At 36.6% G+C, this 19,531-nt stretch carries 18 protein-coding genes; 9 read left to right on the top strand and 9 right to left on the bottom strand.

Annotation, left to right across the window (positions count from 1 at the left end):
• Positions 1 to 32 precede the first annotated feature (32 nt).
• The gene (locus LB452_RS08340) at positions 33 to 431 is read left to right on the top strand and encodes a PUR family DNA/RNA-binding protein (RefSeq protein ID WP_224461279.1); all 399 of its coding nucleotides are present in this window, start codon (positions 33 to 35) and stop codon (positions 429 to 431) included.
• Between the two features lie 65 nt (positions 432 to 496).
• On the opposite strand, the gene LB452_RS08345 is transcribed toward LB452_RS08340, so the two are convergent.
• Both LB452_RS08345 and LB452_RS08350 read right to left on the bottom strand, forming a co-directional pair.
• Complete coding sequence (locus LB452_RS08345) at positions 497 to 1,222, bottom strand: energy transducer TonB (protein ID WP_224461280.1); 726 nt, start codon at positions 1,220 to 1,222, stop codon at positions 497 to 499.
• 182 nt (positions 1,223 to 1,404) lie between these two features.
• Complete coding sequence (locus tag LB452_RS08350) at positions 1,405 to 1,989, bottom strand: T9SS type A sorting domain-containing protein (RefSeq protein ID WP_224461281.1); 585 nt, start codon at positions 1,987 to 1,989, stop codon at positions 1,405 to 1,407.
• Between the two features lie 217 nt (positions 1,990 to 2,206).
• Here LB452_RS08350 and LB452_RS08355 point away from each other — a divergent pair, with 217 nt between their 5' ends.
• Positions 2,207 to 3,091, top strand: a complete 885-nt coding sequence (locus tag LB452_RS08355) for an AraC family transcriptional regulator (protein WP_224461282.1) — start codon at positions 2,207 to 2,209, stop codon at positions 3,089 to 3,091.
• Between the two features lie 273 nt (positions 3,092 to 3,364).
• Here the strand turns inward: LB452_RS08355 and cydB are convergent, their stop codons facing one another.
• From cydB to LB452_RS08375, 4 genes are all read right to left on the bottom strand, one after another.
• Complete coding sequence (cydB, locus tag LB452_RS08360) at positions 3,365 to 4,402, bottom strand: cytochrome d ubiquinol oxidase subunit II (protein WP_224461283.1); 1,038 nt, start codon at positions 4,400 to 4,402, stop codon at positions 3,365 to 3,367.
• Positions 4,403 to 4,407: 5 nt separating this feature from the next.
• Positions 4,408 to 5,793 (bottom strand): cytochrome ubiquinol oxidase subunit I, encoded by a 1,386-nt coding sequence (locus tag LB452_RS08365; protein WP_224461284.1) that lies wholly within the window; start codon positions 5,791 to 5,793, stop codon positions 4,408 to 4,410.
• Between the two features lie 226 nt (positions 5,794 to 6,019).
• Positions 6,020 to 6,319 (bottom strand): chaperone modulator CbpM, encoded by a 300-nt coding sequence (locus LB452_RS08370; RefSeq protein WP_224461285.1) that lies wholly within the window; start codon positions 6,317 to 6,319, stop codon positions 6,020 to 6,022.
• On the bottom strand, positions 6,306 to 7,232 hold the full coding sequence (locus LB452_RS08375; RefSeq protein WP_224461286.1) for a DnaJ C-terminal domain-containing protein: 927 nt from the start codon (positions 7,230 to 7,232) through the stop codon (positions 6,306 to 6,308). Before LB452_RS08375 ends, LB452_RS08370 begins: the two co-directional genes overlap by 14 nt.
• Before the next feature lie 343 nt (positions 7,233 to 7,575).
• Here LB452_RS08375 and LB452_RS08380 point away from each other — a divergent pair, with 343 nt between their 5' ends.
• Positions 7,576 to 7,860 (top strand): cupin domain-containing protein, encoded by a 285-nt coding sequence (locus tag LB452_RS08380; RefSeq protein WP_224461287.1) that lies wholly within the window; start codon positions 7,576 to 7,578, stop codon positions 7,858 to 7,860.
• A gap of 109 nt (positions 7,861 to 7,969) precedes the next feature.
• On the opposite strand, the gene LB452_RS08385 is transcribed toward LB452_RS08380, so the two are convergent.
• From LB452_RS08385 to LB452_RS08395, 3 genes are all read right to left on the bottom strand, one after another.
• A complete protein-coding gene (locus tag LB452_RS08385; RefSeq protein ID WP_224461288.1) occupies positions 7,970 to 8,431 on the bottom strand; it encodes a hemerythrin domain-containing protein in 462 nt (153 codons plus the stop codon).
• Positions 8,432 to 8,461: 30 nt separating this feature from the next.
• Positions 8,462 to 8,860, bottom strand: coding sequence for a group III truncated hemoglobin (locus LB452_RS08390; protein ID WP_224461289.1), 399 nt, complete (start codon positions 8,858 to 8,860; stop codon positions 8,462 to 8,464).
• Between the two features lie 77 nt (positions 8,861 to 8,937).
• The gene (locus tag LB452_RS08395) at positions 8,938 to 9,534 is read right to left on the bottom strand and encodes a Crp/Fnr family transcriptional regulator (RefSeq protein WP_224461290.1); all 597 of its coding nucleotides are present in this window, start codon (positions 9,532 to 9,534) and stop codon (positions 8,938 to 8,940) included.
• A gap of 91 nt (positions 9,535 to 9,625) precedes the next feature.
• Here LB452_RS08395 and LB452_RS08400 point away from each other — a divergent pair, with 91 nt between their 5' ends.
• From LB452_RS08400 to LB452_RS08425, 6 genes are all read left to right on the top strand, one after another.
• On the top strand, positions 9,626 to 10,057 hold the full coding sequence (locus LB452_RS08400; RefSeq protein WP_224461291.1) for a hypothetical protein: 432 nt from the start codon (positions 9,626 to 9,628) through the stop codon (positions 10,055 to 10,057).
• Positions 10,058 to 10,105: 48 nt separating this feature from the next.
• Positions 10,106 to 12,403, top strand: a complete 2,298-nt coding sequence (locus tag LB452_RS08405; RefSeq protein WP_224461292.1) for a TonB-dependent receptor domain-containing protein — start codon at positions 10,106 to 10,108, stop codon at positions 12,401 to 12,403.
• Between the two features lie 336 nt (positions 12,404 to 12,739).
• Positions 12,740 to 13,441 carry a superoxide dismutase gene (locus LB452_RS08410; RefSeq protein WP_224461293.1) on the top strand — a complete coding sequence of 234 codons (702 nt, stop codon included), beginning with the start codon at positions 12,740 to 12,742 and terminating at the stop codon, positions 13,439 to 13,441.
• 189 nt (positions 13,442 to 13,630) lie between these two features.
• Positions 13,631 to 14,959, top strand: coding sequence for a TolC family protein (locus LB452_RS08415; protein WP_224461294.1), 1,329 nt, complete (start codon positions 13,631 to 13,633; stop codon positions 14,957 to 14,959).
• Entirely contained in the window at positions 14,949 to 16,019 is a 1,071-nt protein-coding gene (locus LB452_RS08420; protein WP_224461295.1) for an efflux RND transporter periplasmic adaptor subunit, read from the top strand. Before LB452_RS08415 ends, LB452_RS08420 begins: the two co-directional genes overlap by 11 nt.
• Before the next feature lie 5 nt (positions 16,020 to 16,024).
• Positions 16,025 to 19,255, top strand: a complete 3,231-nt coding sequence (locus LB452_RS08425) for an efflux RND transporter permease subunit (protein ID WP_224461296.1) — start codon at positions 16,025 to 16,027, stop codon at positions 19,253 to 19,255.
• The last annotated feature ends 276 nt before the right edge of the window (positions 19,256 to 19,531 follow it).

The raw sequence follows: 19,531 nt of genomic DNA on the forward strand, positions 1-19,531 counted from the left end.
ACGTTATATTAATCTTATTTAACAAAAGTATTATGAGTGAACAAGGGTCGATGAAGAATGAAGACATTTTTTCAAAAGTGATAAGAGCTGGTAGGAGGACTTACTTTTTTGATGTCAGGTCTACAAAAGCAGACGATTATTATCTAACGATTACAGAAAGTAAAAAATTCACAAATGAAGACGGCTCTTTCTTTTACAGAAAGCATAAAATTTACCTATACAAAGAAGATTTTGAAAACTTTAAAGAAGCTCTGGATGAAACTACCAATTTCATCATTGACAAAAAGGGCGAAGAAGTAATAAGCGACAGACATCAGAAAGATTTTACGAAGCCATCAGAAATAGAGACAAATGACTCTACAAAAAACGAAGAGCATGAAGCAAAAACTAGTGCGACTGCCTTCACAAACATAAGCTTCGACGATATTTAAAATATTATCAAACTATTTGATATGGAAAACCCTCTAAATATAAGTTTTAGAGGGTTTTTTTATGGTTAATCAGAAACTTTGAATGTAATAGGCAAAGCAAAGATAACATCGACTGGATGTCCACGTTGTTTCCCTGGTTGCATTCGAGGAAGTTTTTCTATAACTCGCTGACTTTCTTCTTTCAATTTGGGATGTGGAGCTCTTGCATTTAAAAATTCAACTTCACCATTTGCCTTAATTTTGAAAGATGTGTAAATGCGGTTGATTCCTTGCAAGCCTAACTCGGAAGCCAAACCTGAATTAAACTCCTTGTTGATAAACTTTCTAATTTGCTCACTCATACATGATTTTCTCTGTTTGTTGTCTGAGTGTTGTTCACAGCCTGGGAAAATGGGAACGTCTTCTATAAACTCAAAGCCTATTTCTGTGATCGGCTCATCTTCTATTTTTTCTAATTCATCAATTTCTAAAGATGGCACATCCGAATCTATTTTCTCTGCTTCCGGAATAACCTCTTGATTTTCTGGTAATTCTTCATCAATGATGAAATCATTAGAATCTATTTTAGGCTCTGGGATTCGTTCAGGCTGTTGTTTTGGAATATTAACAACGGGTATTTCTTCCTCCTCAAGCATGACATGAGAAACAACTTTGTGATCTGATGTTAATTTTGCCTCTGTTTTCCATTCTACTAAAATCAATATCATACTAAGTGCTACTACTAAACCAATTTGAAAAAACAGAGTTTTCTTTTGATTCAGATTTTTATTGGAATACTTTTTTGGTTTCATTCTTCGTTTTTTTGTGTGTGAATAGTCGAAAGCGTTATAAGTATAAAAACTTATATGCTTTAGGGTCAAAAACGAATTCGTCTATCTGCTAGCTTTTTCAACAAAACCAATAATAATGCCAGAGCATAAAAAATCCCTTGCAAACCAAGTTTACAAGGGATTAATACAAAAAACTTAATTATTTATTTAATGTAAAGTTTTTCCATATAACTGTTTCCTCTGCTATTAATCGCCACAGAATACTCTCCTGCTGGCGCCTCAGAAAAATCTAAAGTCTTTTTAAAGACTAAGTCTTTACCTTTAACGTTCATGATAAGATGCCCTTTAGCATCGTATATTTTCATTTGAGTAAAATCCTTAGTTGGATTTGTAAACGAAACTCTTACCTTTCTTTTGTTGGTATTCATCACCTTAAATTTTGGCTTGAAAACAACACCATAATCTTCAACTTGTATTCCTTTACTGGTTTTCAACACTGATTTGTATGTAATGAGGTTTGAGTTTTCCAAACTAATTGTATAAGTGCCTTTTGGAAGTGTTTTCAAACTTATTTTCTTAAGGTAAGGTTGAGACAACTCTGTATCTACAAATAAAAGTTTTCCTTCTGCATCAATAAAACTAAGTTTATTATCATCATCATTTCCAGTAATCTGAATTTCCAACACATTTTCTGAGTTTACCTTTACTTCAAATTGTCTCGCTGCAGTTACACTAAAACTCACAATTAATAATATAAATGATAAGCTTATTTTAAAAATAGTGTTCATAATTTTCTTTTTTATGTTAATAAATAATATCCTTAAACAATACACTACAAATATATATAGCATAAACGGCTGGAATAAATTCAAAATAAACACATATATGTGCTATATTAACCCTAATTGATCATAGCAGTCGTCAATTCAAATTATATTGCACATTTAGTGGTGTCGTTTTTTCAAAAAAATGTAAATTGATTTTGATTTATTTCTAATCAAAAACATGAGTAAAAAAACTAAACCCATATTAGAAAAACTTGAAGCCGGATTTGGCACTTCTTTTACCTACAAACATTTCAATGTTGATCATCAAAATAAAAATGATACGTTCTGGCATTATCATCCAGAGATTGAGTTGGTGTATATCAACGAAGGTTCGGGTAAACGTCTAGTGGGAAGTCATTCTTCATTTTACAGAAATGGAAATTTAATTTTAATTGGATCTAATCTTCCGCATTGCGGATTTACAGATACGCTGGAAAAACATCAAAGAGAAACCGTTATACAGATGTTGCCTACATTCCTCGGAGATACTTTTTTTGAATTGCCAGAATTTCATCAGGTTAAAAATTTATTACAACGTGCCCAAAATGGAATCGTCTTCCATGGTGAAGATAAGCGAAGAATTGGGGCATTAATTGAAAATCTTAACGAACAACCTCCACTTTCGCGATTACTTGGACTAATATATATTTTAAAAGAATTGTCTGAAGCAAAAAACTACACCTTATTAAATGCAGAGGGCTATATGCTTGAAACCAGAATAGAGGACAACCAACGCATCAATTTAATTTTCAATTTTGTAAGAGAAGAGTTCAAAAGAACCATTAGCTTAGATGAAATTTCAGAACTGGTGAATATGACAAAACCTGCATTTTGTAGATATTTCAAGAAAATCACAGGAAAAACCTTTATAGAATTCGTCAATGATTACCGGTTAACTCATGCAGCTAAAATGCTTCACGAAAAACAAGTGAGTATTCTGGATATTTGTTACGAAAGTGGTTTTAATAATTTTAGCCATTTCAATAAAAAGTTCAAAGCTTTTACAAGTCGCACCCCCACTCAATACAGAAATGAACTGGTTTATTCTGTCACTGAATCTTAAATCGGTAGACGGTAGACGGTAGACGGTAGACGGTAGACGAAATTTAAAAAATAGCTTACATATTTATTATTCAGTATTCTTTATTCGATATTATGAAATCTTTACTTCTTAAATTGTATTTTTTAATATCGAACTTAACCCTAGCCTAGCCCCGATAGTAATAGAAAGCCCGCCCCAAAGCTTTGGGGACGGACTTGAAATAGATAGCGGGAATAGCTCCTTCCTAAAACTTAACTTAATCATTAAAAAAGTAACTCAGACCTACTCATTTATTTAATAGCCTTCTGCATCTGTTTTGACTTTTCCCCAGAATGTTTTGTAAACAAAATAGCTATACATAATGACTAAAGGTCCACCAATAGCGACAAATCCCATCATGATTTTGAGAGTTTTAGTGGAAGCAGCGGCGTTGTAGATAGTAATACTGTTTTCAATTTCTGAATTGGATAATAATAAACGAGGGTATAATTCAAAAGCTACAATTACTAGTAATAGTGCAATGGTAAGACTTGTAAAAATAAATGCCCAACCGTACTTCTTTTTACTGGCAAGTCTTGGAACGTTAGCTATGCTTAAAAATACCAAAAATGGAACTACATAAAGCACTTTATTCTCGTTAAAAACTAATAGTAAATGTTCAAGATTGAAGAATCCATAGACAGTCGTTACTACATAGGAAATGATAAAAAAGGCAATGCCAATTTTCAAAAACTGCTGAATTCTTGTGTATAATTTGCCCTCCGTTTTTAACAGTAAATAAATGGCACCGTGCATCATAAACAGAGCTAAACTAGTGACGCCAACAAGGATAGAGAATGGATTGAGAAACTCAAAAAAGCCTCGGCCCGTATATTCGTAATTCTGATCCAGCGGCATGCCATTCAAGATATTACCGAGAACCACACCGAGCAAGACAGCAAGCATAATGCTGGAAATGGAGTAACCCCAATCCCACATGCGTCGCCACCACAGCATATCCTCCATATTTCTGAATTTGATGGAGATCCCTCTAAAAATAATAAACAATAAAAATAAGATGAAAGGTGTGTACATCGCAGAAAAAAGCGTTCCATAAAATACAGGAAACCCTGCAAATAAGGTTCCTCCACCAATCACCAGCCAGACTTCATTTCCGTGCCAGGTAGGGTCAATTGCCTTCAAAGCGGTTTCCCTACTCGAATTCTGCCTAAAAAACATATGCCAGGCGCCTGCTCCAAAGTCGAAGCCATCCAAGATAGCATATCCAGAAAATAAACCTCCTACTACCAAAAACCACCAGGTGGGGTAATCTAAACCTAAAAACGTTTCCATATGAATTAGTTTTTTTCGTTTGCTATTGCTTCAGTTATCTCTTTATTCAATGAGCCTTCCTCAAAATCATGTTCATCGTATGGACCCTTTTTGATACCTTTATTCATAAGGTAGATGAAAAGAAGAAAAAGTATAAAGTAAACGATAAAGAATAAGATTAAAGAAAACAGTACTTGATTGGCTTGTACACTTTTGGAAAGCGCATCTGAGGTTCGTAATAAACCATAAACCACCCATGGCTGTCTTCCCATTTCTGCGGTAAACCAACCGAATTGATTAGCTATTTGTGGCAATAAAGCTGTAAAAACGAAAGTCCAAAGCAACCATTTCTTCTGAAATAATTTGCCCCGCTTCCATTGAAACAAAGCGAACAAACTTATAGCGATAAGAAACATTCCTATAGCTACCATAATGTGATAAAATTGAAATACAGCATTAACTTGCGAAGGCCGGTCCCTTTCTGGAAAAGCATTAAGACCTGTTACCGGAGTTTCAAAATCCTGATGCAGCATAAAAGACAAACCTCCAGGGATTTTCAAACCGGTTACTTCCTGATTTTCTTTATCTACCCAGCCAAGTAAATACAAATCGGCTGGGGCTTCGGCATCAAAATGACCTTCCATTGTGGCTAATTTAGCGGGCTGGTTGACTGATACCCCTTCAGCTGAACTATGGCCTGTAGCGAGTTGTGCCAGAGAACAAACAGCGGCAACAACTAAGGTAATTTTGAAAGCCTTTTTAGAAATTTCAACATAACGGCCTTTTAAAATATAATAAGCGTGAACTCTAAGAATCAGGAATGTTCCTGCCAAAAATGCGCCTAGCCAAACGTGCGTTAATCGGTCTACTGAAGACGGATTGAACACCATCGCCCAGAAATCAACAATCTCCGCTCTGGCCTGCATGCCTTCGCCGACAATGTGATAACCCGCTGGAGTTTGTTGCCAGGAATTGGCGACGACAATCCAAACGGCAGAAAACATAGAGCCTAAAAATACGGCCCAGGTGGCGACTAAATGCACCCATGGTTTTACTCTGTTCCATCCGAAAAGCAAAATACCTAAAGCGCTACTTTCCAGAGCGAAAGCAAAAATACCTTCGGCGGCAAGGGCACTACCGAAAATATCGCCAACATATCGCGAGTAAGTGGCCCAGTTAGTTCCAAATTCAAATTCCATAACAATTCCTGTTACAACACCTATCCCAAAGGTGATGGCAAATAGCTTGGTCCAGAATTTGGCTAATACTTCATATTGTTTGTTTTTCGTTCGTATGTAAATGCTTTCAAAAACAACCATAATCAATCCTATACCAATACTCAATGGCGGATAGATATAATGAAAAGCGACAGTGAAGGCAAATTGGATACGAGAGAGAATTTCTACATCCATAATTCTTTTTTTGCAAAAATAGGGCGAAACCAATAGAAAGGTTTGCTACTTGGGTTACCCTTAGCTGATTTTAATCATGTCTAATTTAATTGTGCGCTTGCGAATTTTAAATATTGAAGATGTTAATCCATACTAGGAGCTTAAAAGTCTTTTAGAAAAATCGTTTTATCATTTATTTCCCTTGTCTTCCAAGTGAACTTTTTCTGACTTATGAACCTTTTCTGACTTATTCGTCTATTTTATATGCCTTCAACTTGCTTTTAGTCATCCTCAATTCTTCGTGTAAATCATCAATTTGATGTAATAAATTATGGATCACATCAATACCTTCAATATTAATATTTAGTTCATAATGAAACTGAATAGCTCTTTCGAGCGTTTTTAGCTGTTCGTTTAAAATGTATTTTTTATCATCCACAACAACGATTTCAATCACACCATATTCATTTAGAGCGTTGATAAAAGAAAAATTGATGTCGCAGTTCGAACAGAAGTGTTCGACAAGTATTAACTTATTTGTTTCCATGAGGTCTTATATTTTGTAATTCGCTAATCAATTGCTTTTCTTTTTCTGAAAGATTGGTTGGTAATTTCACGTTGTAGGTTACAATTAAATCACCAAATTCATTCTCTTTTTTATAAACAGGAAAGCCTTTCCCTTTCAATTTAACTTTGGTGCCGGATTGGGTTTCTGGTGTAATTTTCAATTTGACTTTACCATCAAAAGTATCTATCAAAACTTCTCCACCCAACAAGGCAGTGTAAAGATCTACATCTGCTGTGGTATACAAATGACTTCCATCTCGTTTAAAGTCTGTGTTGTTATTGATCGAAACGGTTATGTATAAATCCCCATTTGGACCGCCGTTGATTCCGGGAGCACCATGCCCGTTAATTTTTATAACCTGGCCATCTTCAATGCCTGCAGGGAAAGTTAGTCGGATTTTTTTGCCGTTGACAGTAAGGGTCTGCTTTTGAGTGGTATAAACATCTTTTAAGTTGAGTTCTAGATGAGCATTCAGATCCTGTCCTCTGAACTTGTTTTGTCTAGTTCTTCCCTGGCTACTTCTACCTTGGTCACCAAACATCGATTCAAAAAAGTCTGAAAAATCTCCTGAAAATTCTTGCTGATTGGAATATCCACCAGCATTGCCGTAAGTCTGTTGCTGTTGCCTTTGCTGCTGTTGACGCTGAGCTTCTTTAAATTCATCGGCATGTTTCCAGTCCTTACCAAACTCATCGTACTTTTTTCTTTTCTCAGGATCACTCAGTACTTCATGCGCCTCGCTTACTTGTTTGAACGTGTTTTCCGCTTCCTGATTGTTGGGATTTAAGTCTGGATGGTATTTTCGAGCCAACTTACGATAAGCAGCTTTTATCTCCTTCTGAGTAGCCTTTTTAGTAAGGCCTAAAGTTTTATAATAATCAACAAATTCCATAGTTTATAGTTGAGCTTAACCTTTAATGACATTTACTAAGTTATTGACTTTTTATGAAAAAATCTAACATGTACTCTTTAAAATTCAAAGGAGATTAAGATATCCTAAGATTTAAAATGGATTGCGTTTGACTTGAAATATTAACTGATTCCTAAACAGATACAATGACTGCTCCCAAGCCTTTTGTGAATATTTGATTGAATCTGTAAGGTCTTGGATTTTATTCCCCCGCATATTAAAAATTACAATAGTTAATTTTAGTCCAATTTTTGTGACATGACCTCAGTCATATTTGAATAGGACTAGTTTTTTTAATTTTAATTGTTTATAAATAATAAAACCTATGAAAACTGCCTCTTTAATTCAACACCTCGAATTCCATAACGAAAAACCACTTATCACTGTTTTATTCGAAACTGATTTTACTAAGGAAATCAGAATTGCCATGCACAAAGGCACAACGATGAAAGAACACAAAACATCTTTTCCAATTGTCGTAGAAATCCATGACGGCGAAATAGATTTCGGAGTTGATGGTGAAATTAAGAATCTGACAAAAGGAGACCTTATCGCCTTAGAAGCCAATGTGCCTCACGATTTGATAGCCAAAAAAGACAGCATCGTATGATTAACGTTGACCAAGCAGGATAAATCTGAACGGGTTCAGGATGTTGTTGGTGAATAAGAGAATATCCAATAAAGCTTATCAAGTCCTTAAGAACTTCAACATAAAAAAATCACTTCCAAAATTTATCTGGCCAATTTTCACAGCTGTTTTGAGATTTATGTATGGCTTGAAATTCGGCCAATTTTGATGCCTCCAATTCAGTTTGGATTTTCATAAACAATTCCCGCTCTTCCAAACGAATATGCTTTTGCAACAATTCGTAGATAATTTTGAAATCGGAATAAGATTTAGATTCAATTTCAAACAAAGATTCCAATTCCCGGTGTTGTTGTTTTGCTTTTTGAACGAGAAGCTGCTCATCACCAAATTTGGAGAATAAGTATTTTTCTTCCAATTCAAAATGCGGAACCAAGTGATGTTTCCAAAACCAGGAAGCATAGTTTTCCATTTTTTGAAGTTCAGCTTTTTTCGCTACTCCTTTTTGTAAACGCAAGGCAAAAATAAGCCCATCATGATGTTCTCTACTTAAGTTTTTCAAGGCGTCATGACGTTTTATTGGTGTATTGTTCATATTTCAAAATAAGTAAAAATAAGCAAGAAACTAATCTGAAGCACATATGTTTCTGTCCATATACATGGTTATAAATAAATGCGAAGCCATGTTTCTGGCGTTATTCTTGGCTCTATCCGCTTTTTCACCTTCAAAATTATCATCGATGGTTTCAAACCAAAGATTTAGCCAAATTCCGAAGTGTTTTTGCTCAATACTTCCATCAAAATGAGTATCAACACGTTCATGAGCTAGTTTTGGATTGCCTTTGTATTTAGATTTAAAGAATAAATTGCTCTCCCAGAAATCGGTCAGTTTTTCAAGATGTTCACCCCAGTCCTTTATCATTTCATTGAAAAAATAACCTATTTCTTCATTAGCTCTTACTTTAGAATAAAATCTAGTAACCAATAATGAAATATCTTCTCGAGTACTGATGTCTTTTACCATATCAACTTTAAATACTTATTAAAGCTGAAAGGTAAACTTGGAAAGCCTTTTACTTTATGACTTAAGTCAGGTTGATTTTACCTAAATATTTTTCCCTTTCTAATTTTCAATTTGCCCATTTTTTCCAGAGCTTTGCAAGCTCTTATTACCGTTTCTACGCGTAAACCAGTAAGGTCTGCAATCTGTTGACGCGTAAGATCCACTTGCAAAGTCTCATAGGTCTCCATCTTTTGAATATATTTTTTGGTATAGTCCAGCAACCTGATGATACGATGTTCAGGGTCCTGAGATGAAATTTCTGAAGCCATAATTGCTTTGTAGTAAAGCCGGGAGGCTAAAACCTCTGATAGTTTAAAATGAGCTTCAGGATGTTGTTGTAACAGATTAAAAAAATCACTTTTGGGTAATCGATAAATTTCTGCATCTGTGATCGCTTCAGCACCAGCTGGATAAGAAACATCTACAAATAAAGGAGGCTCTCCAAAACTTTGGCCAGCGTAAAAAATTCCTTGTATGAATTCCTTTCCCCCTCGATTGATGTTATTCATCTTGACTTCACCAGATTTTATTTGAAAATAAAACTGAGCCTTACTTCCGTAATCGAAAATACTGGTATCCTTCTCAACATTTAGGATTTCAGCATTATACTGCAACAATAAATTAGCTTCAATCATTGGTTTCGCTTTTAGTGATAGTTAAAGATGCTGATTTTTCTGAAGTTTACAGATGATAAACATCAGTTTCAATTAAAATTAATTCGCTAATGTGACTTCAATCACAAACCAAAGCAAATGTTCTACTTATTTTTGCAGTGTGAAAAACATCAAATTTAATATAGCTCTGGCATTAAGTCTTACTGTGCTCCTATTCACTGTTAAGTCAGCGTTTTGGCTATCCTATTATGTGGTTTTTACAGATAACTTTATTGAAAGCTATTGTGAGAATACAGATCAACCTGAACTGGAATGTGATGGAAAATGTTTTTTAAGTGACGTTCTCGATAAAAAAGAAACAGACACTCCCAAAAACGCTAACATTTTTCTGGAAAGTGAACTTCTTTTCACAACTACCGAATATGAAACAGATCTTATTTTAGATGCGCTTATTTCAAAACAACAACATTCCTATTTTTATAATTCACTTTATAAATTTCACTATTTAAAAAACAGTTTTAAGCCTCCTTCAGTTGTTGTTTAACACCACATTTTAATTAAAAAATAATAGTTAAACATCAAATGCTTAAACATGAAATTTATTCTAAGCGCCATATTCTTTGTGGCTAGTTCTGTAATGCTCATTGCACAAACAAAGACCATAAAAGTAAAAGACGCGCAAACCAAAGAAACCCTTACTGGCGTTTATGCCATCGATCAAAATAACAAAAATGATTACCGCATTACAGAAAACAAGATTCTGAAACTTGACATCGGTAAAACTTACCGCATCAGTCACATTGGCTACAGTTCTCAGATTTTGAAAGTAAAAGCTTCAACTCTAGAAGTTATTTACCTGGAAGCTCAAAACACAGAGTTGGCTGAGGTTTTAGTCACAGGGAAAATCTTCCAGGATCCAGTGATGAACATCACCACGCCAGACTTAACCGAAAGAGTAAGTCAGCCCAAAAATGTAGCTGATCTTTTCAGAGACATCAATGGATTTGGTCTCATCAAACGGGGGAATTATGCCATCGATCCATCGTTCCGAGCTTCACAATATGAGCAGTTGAACATTCAATACGACGGAGGAACCAAAGTGATGAATGCTTGTCCCAATAGAATGGATCCTATTACTACGCACGTCATGCCAGAAGATATTGCAAAGATAGAAGTGGTTCGCGGACCTTACACCATGCGCTACGGCGCTACATTTGGCGGACTCATCAACATGGTTTCCAAACGACCAGAACTAGGGAAATATGGTTTATCTGGAAGTGCTTCAACTGGGTACGAAACCAATGGAAATTCTATGGTCAATATGGTTCGTCTTCAGTATGCTGAAGAAAAGTTTGATGTTGTAGGTATGTATGGCTACCGGGATTTTGGCAACTACGAAGACGGTGCTGGTCGAGAAATCCCTTCTTCATTTAGAAGTATAGATTACAGCCTGCGAATAGGCTATAACTTTACTAGTTTGGAGCGTTTGCAATTACACTGGAGACAATCCTTCGGTAGAGATGTACTTCACGCTTCCTTACCCATGGATTCAGATTATGACGATTCCTCTATGTTGTCCCTGGATTATTTCAAGAAAAGACCAGGTAAAACGCTTCAAAAGATTCAAGCTAAAACTTATTATTCCTATGTCGATCACTTGATGAGCAACACCCGACGTAGCAATTTTGCGACGGCTGAAGCGTTTTCACCAGTAGAAGCAACAACAGCGGGTGGCCGATTTGAACTGGAATGGAAACTCGCCGAGTTTTGGACCTTGTTCACAGGAACCGATGCCCTATTAATCAGTAGAGATGGAACCAGAAATCGAACAATCAAACAAAATATGATGGGCATGCCGATCAATCCACCGCTTGAATTGACCGATAAAATCTGGCAGGATTCATACATCAACGACTACGGGTTTTTTGCAGAATCCCGATATAGGCTTAATTCTTCTACAGTTCTTAATGCTGGTGTTCGTTATGATTTGGTCAACTCCGATATTCAGGATCCTGAAGCAGATTTTCAAGCTTACTATCCAGGTCTCGGTAGCAGAACCGAGCATAATTTTAGCGGAACTCTTTCTCTCAAGAAATTGCTGGATGCCGATAATCAGTTGGAATTTGCTTTTGGTCGCGGGGTTCGTTCAGCTAATATGATAGAGCGATTTATAAATCATTTTCAGGTAGGTCAAGATCCATTTGAATACATCGGTAATCCCAATCTGGATGCTGAAGTTAACAACCAATTTGAAGTGGCTTATACAGGCAAGAAAAACCTTGATGGCTTCGTCAAAAGATTAGATTGGGGTGCTTCAGTGTATTTTTCACATTTCGAAAACTATATCGTTGCTATCATAGACCCTACTAAAACTAGAAAGTTTATGCCTAATCAGGAACCTATCAACCCTAAAGTATTCAGGAATCTGAACGATGCTTACAAAACAGGTTTTGAAGCCAATTTAAGCGTCAACTTCTTCAACAACTTTCAGTTGGATGCGGAAACCGCTTATGTGTACGCGAGGAATGAAGACTTAAGTGAATCTTTACCGCTTACGCCGCCTTTACGAACTAGGTTGAGTTTACAATACAATAAAAACAAATTTTGGGCAGCGACCGATGTAAGATTGGTATCTCAGCAAGATGAGCTAGCAACTTCATTCGGTGAAAACCAGGCGACACCAGGCTACGAATTGGTGGACTTCCGTTTGGGCTATGAATTACTTCCAGGCTTGGATTTGGGTGCAGCAGTTTTGAATGTGTTTGATCAGCAGTATTATGATCACCTTAATTTTGCTTTCAGAAATCAGGCTAATGCAGGATTAAGTGGAATGGAGCGTTTAACCGATCCTGGACAAAACTTCACTGTATTTGTGAAGTATGCATTTTAAATATTCTGTCGTTTTACGGGCTGTCTGCTAACAAAGGTAGGCTGCCCGTTATTAATCCACAGATTTTTTTAATTACAAGGTTTGATGTTTTGTTGATATGATTGACTGATGTTTTAATTCAGTAATCTTCAAAATTATATAATCAACTAATTCTTAATTCTTCAAATCAAAACAGCCACAGATATCCAGAACGCAATATGAATTTTAAAAAGAAAAGATGAACTATATTTAGTTAAACTTATTACTTACTAAAAATTAATTAGCTGCATAATTTAAAAATATTAGTGATTTTATTAATTTTTCAATACTTAATCAAATTTCTAAAAAACCAATATCATGGAACGACGAAAGTTTATTAGCCAAACAGCACTTGTTACTGCTGGAATCATAACGGCCCCACACCTGAGATTTTCGAGAAGTGCTATCAATAGCAGAGGTAAATTTAAATTACCCGATCTGCCTTACACTTATGATGCTTTAGAACCTTATATTGATGAATTCACTATGAGGATTCATCATGGCAAACATTTTCAAGGCTACACCGATAAGCTCAATAAAGCTATTGAAAACACAGAGCTAAAGGAAAGTTCGATCACTGAAATTTTGAAATCGGTTGATCCAGATTTTTCTGCGATTCGAAATAACGGCGGCGGTTATTACAACCACAAATTATTTTTTGAGAGTCTTTCTCCAAAACCGAAACTAAAGCCTGAAGGTGAATTGATGGAAGCCATTGAAAGGGATTTTGGTTCTTACGAGACTTTTGTAGATGAATTCTCCAAAACAGCTGGAAGAATATTTGGCTCAGGCTGGGCGTGGTTGATCAAAGATGAAACTGGTAGACTGGCAGTTGTTGGTACAGCCAATCAGGACAATCCATTGATGTCATTTACAAAAGAAAAAGGCATTCCCTTAATGGGAATTGACGTCTGGGAACACGCCTATTACCTCAACTATCAAAATAAAAGGTCCGATTATATTGAAGCTTTTTTTAATATATTGAACTGGGAATTTGTTGAAAATAGGTACAGACAGTAGTGAAAAATAAAATTTATTTACAGAAAAAATTTTAAACATTTTGATGTTTTAATTCAATAATCTTCAAATCAGACAATACCATCCCGAACGCAAGAAGTTTATAATTTAACTTATATCCTGTATTGAACATTTGTTACATTCAGTATGGATCTTACTTTCTAATTTTGCACAATCAAATTCAGAAGAAAAATGAATGCATTTATAAAATTAATTTCTCTCACAGCTATCCTTTTAAATCTAGGGGTTATGCAAGCTCAGGAAGAAGTGAAATATACGTTGGGAGAATTGAAGAACCAAGTCCTTCAAGACAACAGATCGCTTCAAGTAAACGAAAATAAATTCAAAAAAATAAGGGCGCGCTACCGTCAAACCAATGCGGCATTTTTACCTCAGCTAAGTGCTTCTCACAGTTTTTACAGAACCAATAATCCTGTACAGGCTTTTGGAACTTTATTGAATCAGGGGATTTTTACAGAGCAGGATTTTCAGATCGACAACCTGAACAATCCGAGTGCCATTTCCAACTTTACTACCGCTTTAAGCATACAACAACCGCTTATCAATTTGGACAAGTGGGCACAGCGTTCGGCGCTAAATGCTCAAAAGGAGGCACAAGAGTACCAGAATACATTTGAAGAAAAAGCACTTCTCGTCGAAGTAGAAAAATTATATATGCAACTTCAATTGGCATATAAAGGTGTTGAAGTCCTTGAACAGACTAGAAAAATTGCCAGACAAAATTTTGAAAGCATTCAGAATTTTTATGAAGAAGGATTGCTAGTGATGCCAGATGTATTGAATGCAGAAGTAAGATTAAACGAAGTTGAAAACGAATACATCGCTGCCTCTAACCAGCTCAAAAATCTTTCAGACTATCTTCTCTTCCTCATGAACAAGGATTCTAATGCGGTTATAAAACCAGATTCAAAACTCGAACTTAACGTGGTTGCATTGGAAGAAAATAGTCAAATTGAAACCAGAGAAGACGTCTTAGCGGTCAATCTTCAAACAGAAGCACAATCTGAAATACAGAAGGCTTCCAAGTTGTCTTTTCTCCCAACGCTCAACGCTTTTGGAAATGTGCAATGGTTTGCTGATGAGGTTTTTACGACCAAATCCAGAAACTTTCTTGTAGGGGCATCACTGAACTGGAATATTTTTGAGGGCGGAAAAAACATTGCAAAACTGCAGGAAGAAAGTGCAGGTCTGGAACAGGCGCAACTGGAAGCCTCTATGTACACTTCTCAATCTTATTTGGAATTGGAAAAAGCCAGACGACAATTTCGGGAAGCAGAGCAGAAACTCAACAGAAATAGACTCTCCTTGGAACAAGCTGAGAAAGCTTACAGAATAAGAAAAGATAGATTTGATGAAGGTCTGGAAAGAACTACAGATTTACTTCAGGCAGAACAAAAGCAATCGGCTATGAGACTCACTTATAACCAATCCATATTCGAATTTAATTACGCTCAGCTATACGTTCAATTTTTAGCAAATACCTCTACTTATGAAAACTAAACTATTACTTATATTCTTTATTTCATTGCTTACATTAAGCTTAGCCAGTTGCGATGAAAAGACTCAAAGCAAAGATACTGAACCAAAAGCCGTTAACGTCAAGGTTCAAAACCCGACTACTACTTTGCCTCAGCGCTTGAGTCATAAAGGAAAAATTCAGTCTTCAAAATCTGTTGACATTCAATCCAGAGGTTCAAGCTATGTAGAACGAATTTTTGTAGATGTTGGTGATGTAGTGAATAAAAATCAATTACTCGTTAAACTAAATAGTGTAGATATCACTTCAAAACGAACTCAACTTTTAGCTCAACTTGAAGAAGTGGAGGCAAGCCTGGAAAATGCTGAAAGAGACTATGAACGCTATCAAAATTTGCGAGAAAAAAACAGTGTTTCAGAAAAGGAACTTGAATCCATCCGTTTGAAATACAGGTCTGCACAAAGTCAAAAGGCTGCAGTCGAAAGTCAGTTAAGAGGCATTGAGTCAGAATTAAAATATTTTGATATAAAATCACCATTTGATGGCGTAGTGACTGCAAAACATATACAAGAAGGAGACTTAGCCAATCCACAGATGCCTATTCTTCAAATGGAGGCGAACAAGGCTTTTGAATTTCACTTTTCAGTTTCAGAGCGAGAAATTTTAGCTTTGAGAAAAGGACAACTTGCTAAGGTTGAAATTTCGAACGATCATCAAAAAGTTGATGCGCAAATTTCAGAAATAAGTTCATCGTCGCTCAGTTCAGGTGGACAATACATCATAAAAGCCAAACTTTTAAATAATGACAACATTGAGTTGTTTTCCGGACAGCAAGGTGAAATACAATTGGTAACAGATAAGTTGGATCAGGGAATTTTTGTTCCTGAATCTGCTCTGATAAGACGTGGGGGTTTACAAGGCCTATATGTGCTGAGCTCAGAACAAAAAGCCATGCTAAGATGGGTAGAAGTTGGAGCTCATTACGGAGAGCATGTTGAAATATTATCTGGTATCCAGACTGATGAAAGCATCATTACCTCCTCAGACTCCAAGCTTTACAACGGTATAAACGTAAACTACTAGATCTTATGAAAAATGGTATTGCCGGGAAACTAGCCAACGCATTCCTTACTTCAAAAATTACTATTCTATTGATGGTGGTATTCATGGGTGTAGGTATTTATGCTACCCTACTGATTCCAAGAGAAGAAGAACCGCAGATTGATGTACCGATGGCAGACATATTTGTGAGCTATCCCGGTGCAAGTCCCAAAGAAATTGAGTCCAAAGTCATCATTCCCCTGGAGCGTGTTATCTCCAATATTGACGGAATTGAGTATGTTCACACCAATTCCATGCAAGGGCAAGCCATGCTTATCGCTCAGTTCTACGTGGGTGAAGATATAGAAAGGTCTTATGTAAAACTCCATGATGAGATCATGCGTCACATGGATCAAATCCCAAAAGGAGTTTCACAACCGCTTATCAAGACGCGCTCTATCAACGATGTCCCGGTTGTAGGATTGACCTTGCATAGCGAAAAATTTGATGATTTCCGTCTTAAGCAGATTGCAGACGAATTAATTATGGAAATCGAAAAGGTTGAAAATGTAGCTTCCACTGAAGTGATAGGCGGCCGAAGCAGGGAACTAAAAATCTATTTTGACCACCAGAAAGCGGCGTCATACAATCTGGATATTTTAAAAGTGACGCAGTCAATACAAGCTAACAATACAAAATTTGAAAGTGGAACTATTCAAAATCAAGATGAGAACATTCTCATTACCACTGGAAAATTCATCGAAACCGAAAAAGATTTAAGACAAATTGTTGTTGGAACCTACCAGAACCAACCGGTATATTTAGATCAAATTGCCACAGTAGAAGATGGTGCTGAAGAGCCAAAAAATTACGTAGAATTCGGTTTTGGGGCTGGAAGTGCAGAACAAGCAAAAAGACCGTCCTCCTACTCAGCCGTAACTCTATCCGTCGCCAAGCGAGAAGGTTCGGACGCGATGCAGGTAGCCGACCAAATCTTAGCTCAAAAGGAACGCTGGGAAAAATTCATTATACCCGAAAATGTAGAGCTTGAAGTCACTCGAAATTATGGTGAAACCGCTTCCGCAAAAGTGTCGGATTTATTATTTAACCTTCTCAGTGCTATCATAGCAGTGACTTTGGTCGTTATGATCTCTATGGGTTGGCGTGGCGGTCTTGTGGTTTTTATCTCAGTCCCGGTCACCTTTGCTTTGACCATGCTGAGTTATTACCTGTTTGATTATACCTTAAATAGAATCACGCTATTTGCTCTCATTTTTATTACCGGAATTGTAGTGGATGACTCTATTATCATCACAGAAAATATGCACCGGCATTTCAAAATGAAGAAAAGGTCCCTGCGAAAGGCTGCTATTTATGCGATCAACGAAGTTGGTAATCCAACCATTTTGGCAGCCTTCATAGTTATCGCTTCCGTACTTCCTATGGCTTTTGTGAGTGGGATGATGGGGCCCTATATGAGTCCGATGCCTATTGGTGCATCCATAACCATGATTCTTTCCTTATTTATCGCGCTTACCATTGTGCCTTATTTGGCCTATCACTTTTTAAAAGGTGATGGTAAGCCGGAAAGCGATGAAGAAGATGATGAGGAAGCGATTAAAGAAGCAGACAAACTTGGAGACGAAAAATTAAAACAGACCCGGATTTATAAACTCTATGAGAAAATTCAAAGACCACTTCTTGAAAGTTCAAAAAAACGCTGGCTTTTTATAGGCAGTACATTTGTCATCCTTATCGCCTCGTTGCTTTTATTTTTGAATGAATCTGTCTTGGTAAAAATGCTTCCGTTTGATAACAAAAATGAATTTCAAATTGTTATCGACATGCCGGAAGGGGCGACTCTAGAACGCACTCAGGCAGTGACTTTAGAAATTGCAGAATACGTCAAAAGCAGAGAGGAAGTCGTGAATTATCAGACCTATGTTGGAACCGCTTCACCCATTACGTTTAATGGTTTGGTGAGACATTACGATTTGAGAAAAGGCGCTCATTTAGCCGATATCCAGGTCAATATCACCAACAAAAATGAACGTAGTGAGCAGAGTCATGATATCGCCAAGTCATTCAGAAAAGATGTAAAATCGATAGCTGATCGCTATGGAGCAGTTATCAAAATTGTTGAAGTTCCACCTGGACCACCAGTATTATCTACCATTGTTGCAGAGGTATACGGACCAGATTATGAAGAACAAATCAAGATTGCTCAAAATGTAAAAGACATTTTACAGGAGACTCAAAGTGTGGTCGATATTGATTGGCGGGTAGAAGCCAACCAAACCGAAGTTGAATTTATGGTTGATACCGAGAGAGCCAACTTGGAAGGATTGAGCGCTCAGCAAATAGCTGAAACCATGCGGTTAAGTCTTGGTAATGCATCTGTCGGCATGGCTTATAGAGAAAATGAACGTGAACAAGTCAGCATCACTTATTACACTCCAAATGTGGATAAATCATCTATTGAAGATTTATACAAACTGAAAGTGAGATCACAGCAAGGCCACATGGTGAATATTGGCGAACTGGTCAATCTAGTTGAGCAACCTATAGAAAAAAGCATTTACAGAAAAAACAAACGCCGCGTAGTTTACGTCACTGCTGAAATGGCTGGAGAACTTGAAAGTCCGGTGTATGCTATTTTAGGCATGGAAGAATACTTAAAAGATATGCACCTGCCAGAAGGCTATTCCATAGAAGAATTGTACACCGACATTCCTGTAGATACCGATGATTACTCCGTGAAATGGGATGGTGAATGGCAGATTACACTAGAGGTTTTTAGGGATCTGGGAATTGCTTTTCTAGGAGTCATCTTCATCATCTATATGCTCATTGTTGGTTGGTTCCAAAGTTTCCGATCCCCTATTGTGATGATGATTGCGATACCGCTTTCCTTGATTGGCATCGTTTTGGCGCACTGGCTTTTTGACGCTTATTTTACAGCAACTTCATTTATAGGGATGATTGCCTTGGCGGGAATCATGGTTAGGAATTCGGTCTTGTTAATCGATTTTATAGAAATCCGTCTTAACGAAGGCATTGCCTTTAAGCAGGCTATTATTGAAGCAGGAGCCGTAAGAACCACACCTATATTATTAACTGCTGGAACTGTGGTCATCGGTGCCGTCGCCATACTCTTTGATCCCATTTTTCAAGGACTCGCGCTATCATTGATGGGTGGAACCATTGTTTCCACGTTTTTAACGCTGATTTTAGTTCCTCTTGTGTTTTATGTGGTGATGAAGAAGAAATATAATTAGGATTAACTAAGACTGAAATATTTTGAACTTAATAATCACGGTAGACCAAATTTTGAAGCACAAAGTACAATATTAGAAGTATGAGGTAAAAAACTAAGAAACAACGGACTTTAAATGAGTGGTTAGTGGAAGTTTAATAAAATAACTTATGTATTACTTATTTAATGTTTGGAATATTTATTCGATTTTCTATCCCCCATGCTCAGTGTATCGTACTTTTCACTTTTAATATAATTTTTTCAATCACTAGCCCCGATAAAAATGGAAAGCCCGCAA

This window comes from Psychroflexus longus, assembly GCF_020164595.1.
In the GTDB taxonomy this organism is placed as follows: Bacteria; Bacteroidota; Bacteroidia; order Flavobacteriales; family Flavobacteriaceae; genus Psychroflexus; species Psychroflexus longus.

What these genes read in the sequence shown, in the direction of transcription:
- LB452_RS08370 (WP_224461285.1), bottom strand. Translation starts at nt 6,319, where the DNA reads ATGGAAACAAATAAGTTAATACTTGTCGAACACTTCTGTTCGAACTGC.
- LB452_RS08340 (WP_224461279.1), top strand. Translation starts at nt 33, where the DNA reads ATGAGTGAACAAGGGTCGATGAAGAATGAAGACATTTTTTCAAAAGTG.
- LB452_RS08385 (WP_224461288.1), bottom strand. Translation starts at nt 8,431, where the DNA reads ATGAACAATACACCAATAAAACGTCATGACGCCTTGAAAAACTTAAGT.
- cydB (WP_224461283.1), bottom strand. Translation starts at nt 4,402, where the DNA reads ATGGAAACGTTTTTAGGTTTAGATTACCCCACCTGGTGGTTTTTGGTA.
- LB452_RS08350 (WP_224461281.1), bottom strand. Translation starts at nt 1,989, where the DNA reads ATGAACACTATTTTTAAAATAAGCTTATCATTTATATTATTAATTGTG.
- LB452_RS08405 (WP_224461292.1), top strand. Translation starts at nt 10,106, where the DNA reads ATGAAATTTATTCTAAGCGCCATATTCTTTGTGGCTAGTTCTGTAATG.
- LB452_RS08410 (WP_224461293.1), top strand. Translation starts at nt 12,740, where the DNA reads ATGGAACGACGAAAGTTTATTAGCCAAACAGCACTTGTTACTGCTGGA.
- LB452_RS08425 (WP_224461296.1), top strand. Translation starts at nt 16,025, where the DNA reads ATGAAAAATGGTATTGCCGGGAAACTAGCCAACGCATTCCTTACTTCA.
- LB452_RS08355 (WP_224461282.1), top strand. Translation starts at nt 2,207, where the DNA reads ATGAGTAAAAAAACTAAACCCATATTAGAAAAACTTGAAGCCGGATTT.
- LB452_RS08420 (WP_224461295.1), top strand. Translation starts at nt 14,949, where the DNA reads ATGAAAACTAAACTATTACTTATATTCTTTATTTCATTGCTTACATTA.
- LB452_RS08390 (WP_224461289.1), bottom strand. Translation starts at nt 8,860, where the DNA reads ATGGTAAAAGACATCAGTACTCGAGAAGATATTTCATTATTGGTTACT.
- LB452_RS08345 (WP_224461280.1), bottom strand. Translation starts at nt 1,222, where the DNA reads ATGAAACCAAAAAAGTATTCCAATAAAAATCTGAATCAAAAGAAAACT.
- LB452_RS08395 (WP_224461290.1), bottom strand. Translation starts at nt 9,534, where the DNA reads ATGATTGAAGCTAATTTATTGTTGCAGTATAATGCTGAAATCCTAAAT.
- LB452_RS08415 (WP_224461294.1), top strand. Translation starts at nt 13,631, where the DNA reads ATGAATGCATTTATAAAATTAATTTCTCTCACAGCTATCCTTTTAAAT.
- LB452_RS08365 (WP_224461284.1), bottom strand. Translation starts at nt 5,793, where the DNA reads ATGGATGTAGAAATTCTCTCTCGTATCCAATTTGCCTTCACTGTCGCT.
- LB452_RS08380 (WP_224461287.1), top strand. Translation starts at nt 7,576, where the DNA reads ATGAAAACTGCCTCTTTAATTCAACACCTCGAATTCCATAACGAAAAA.
- LB452_RS08375 (WP_224461286.1), bottom strand. Translation starts at nt 7,232, where the DNA reads ATGGAATTTGTTGATTATTATAAAACTTTAGGCCTTACTAAAAAGGCT.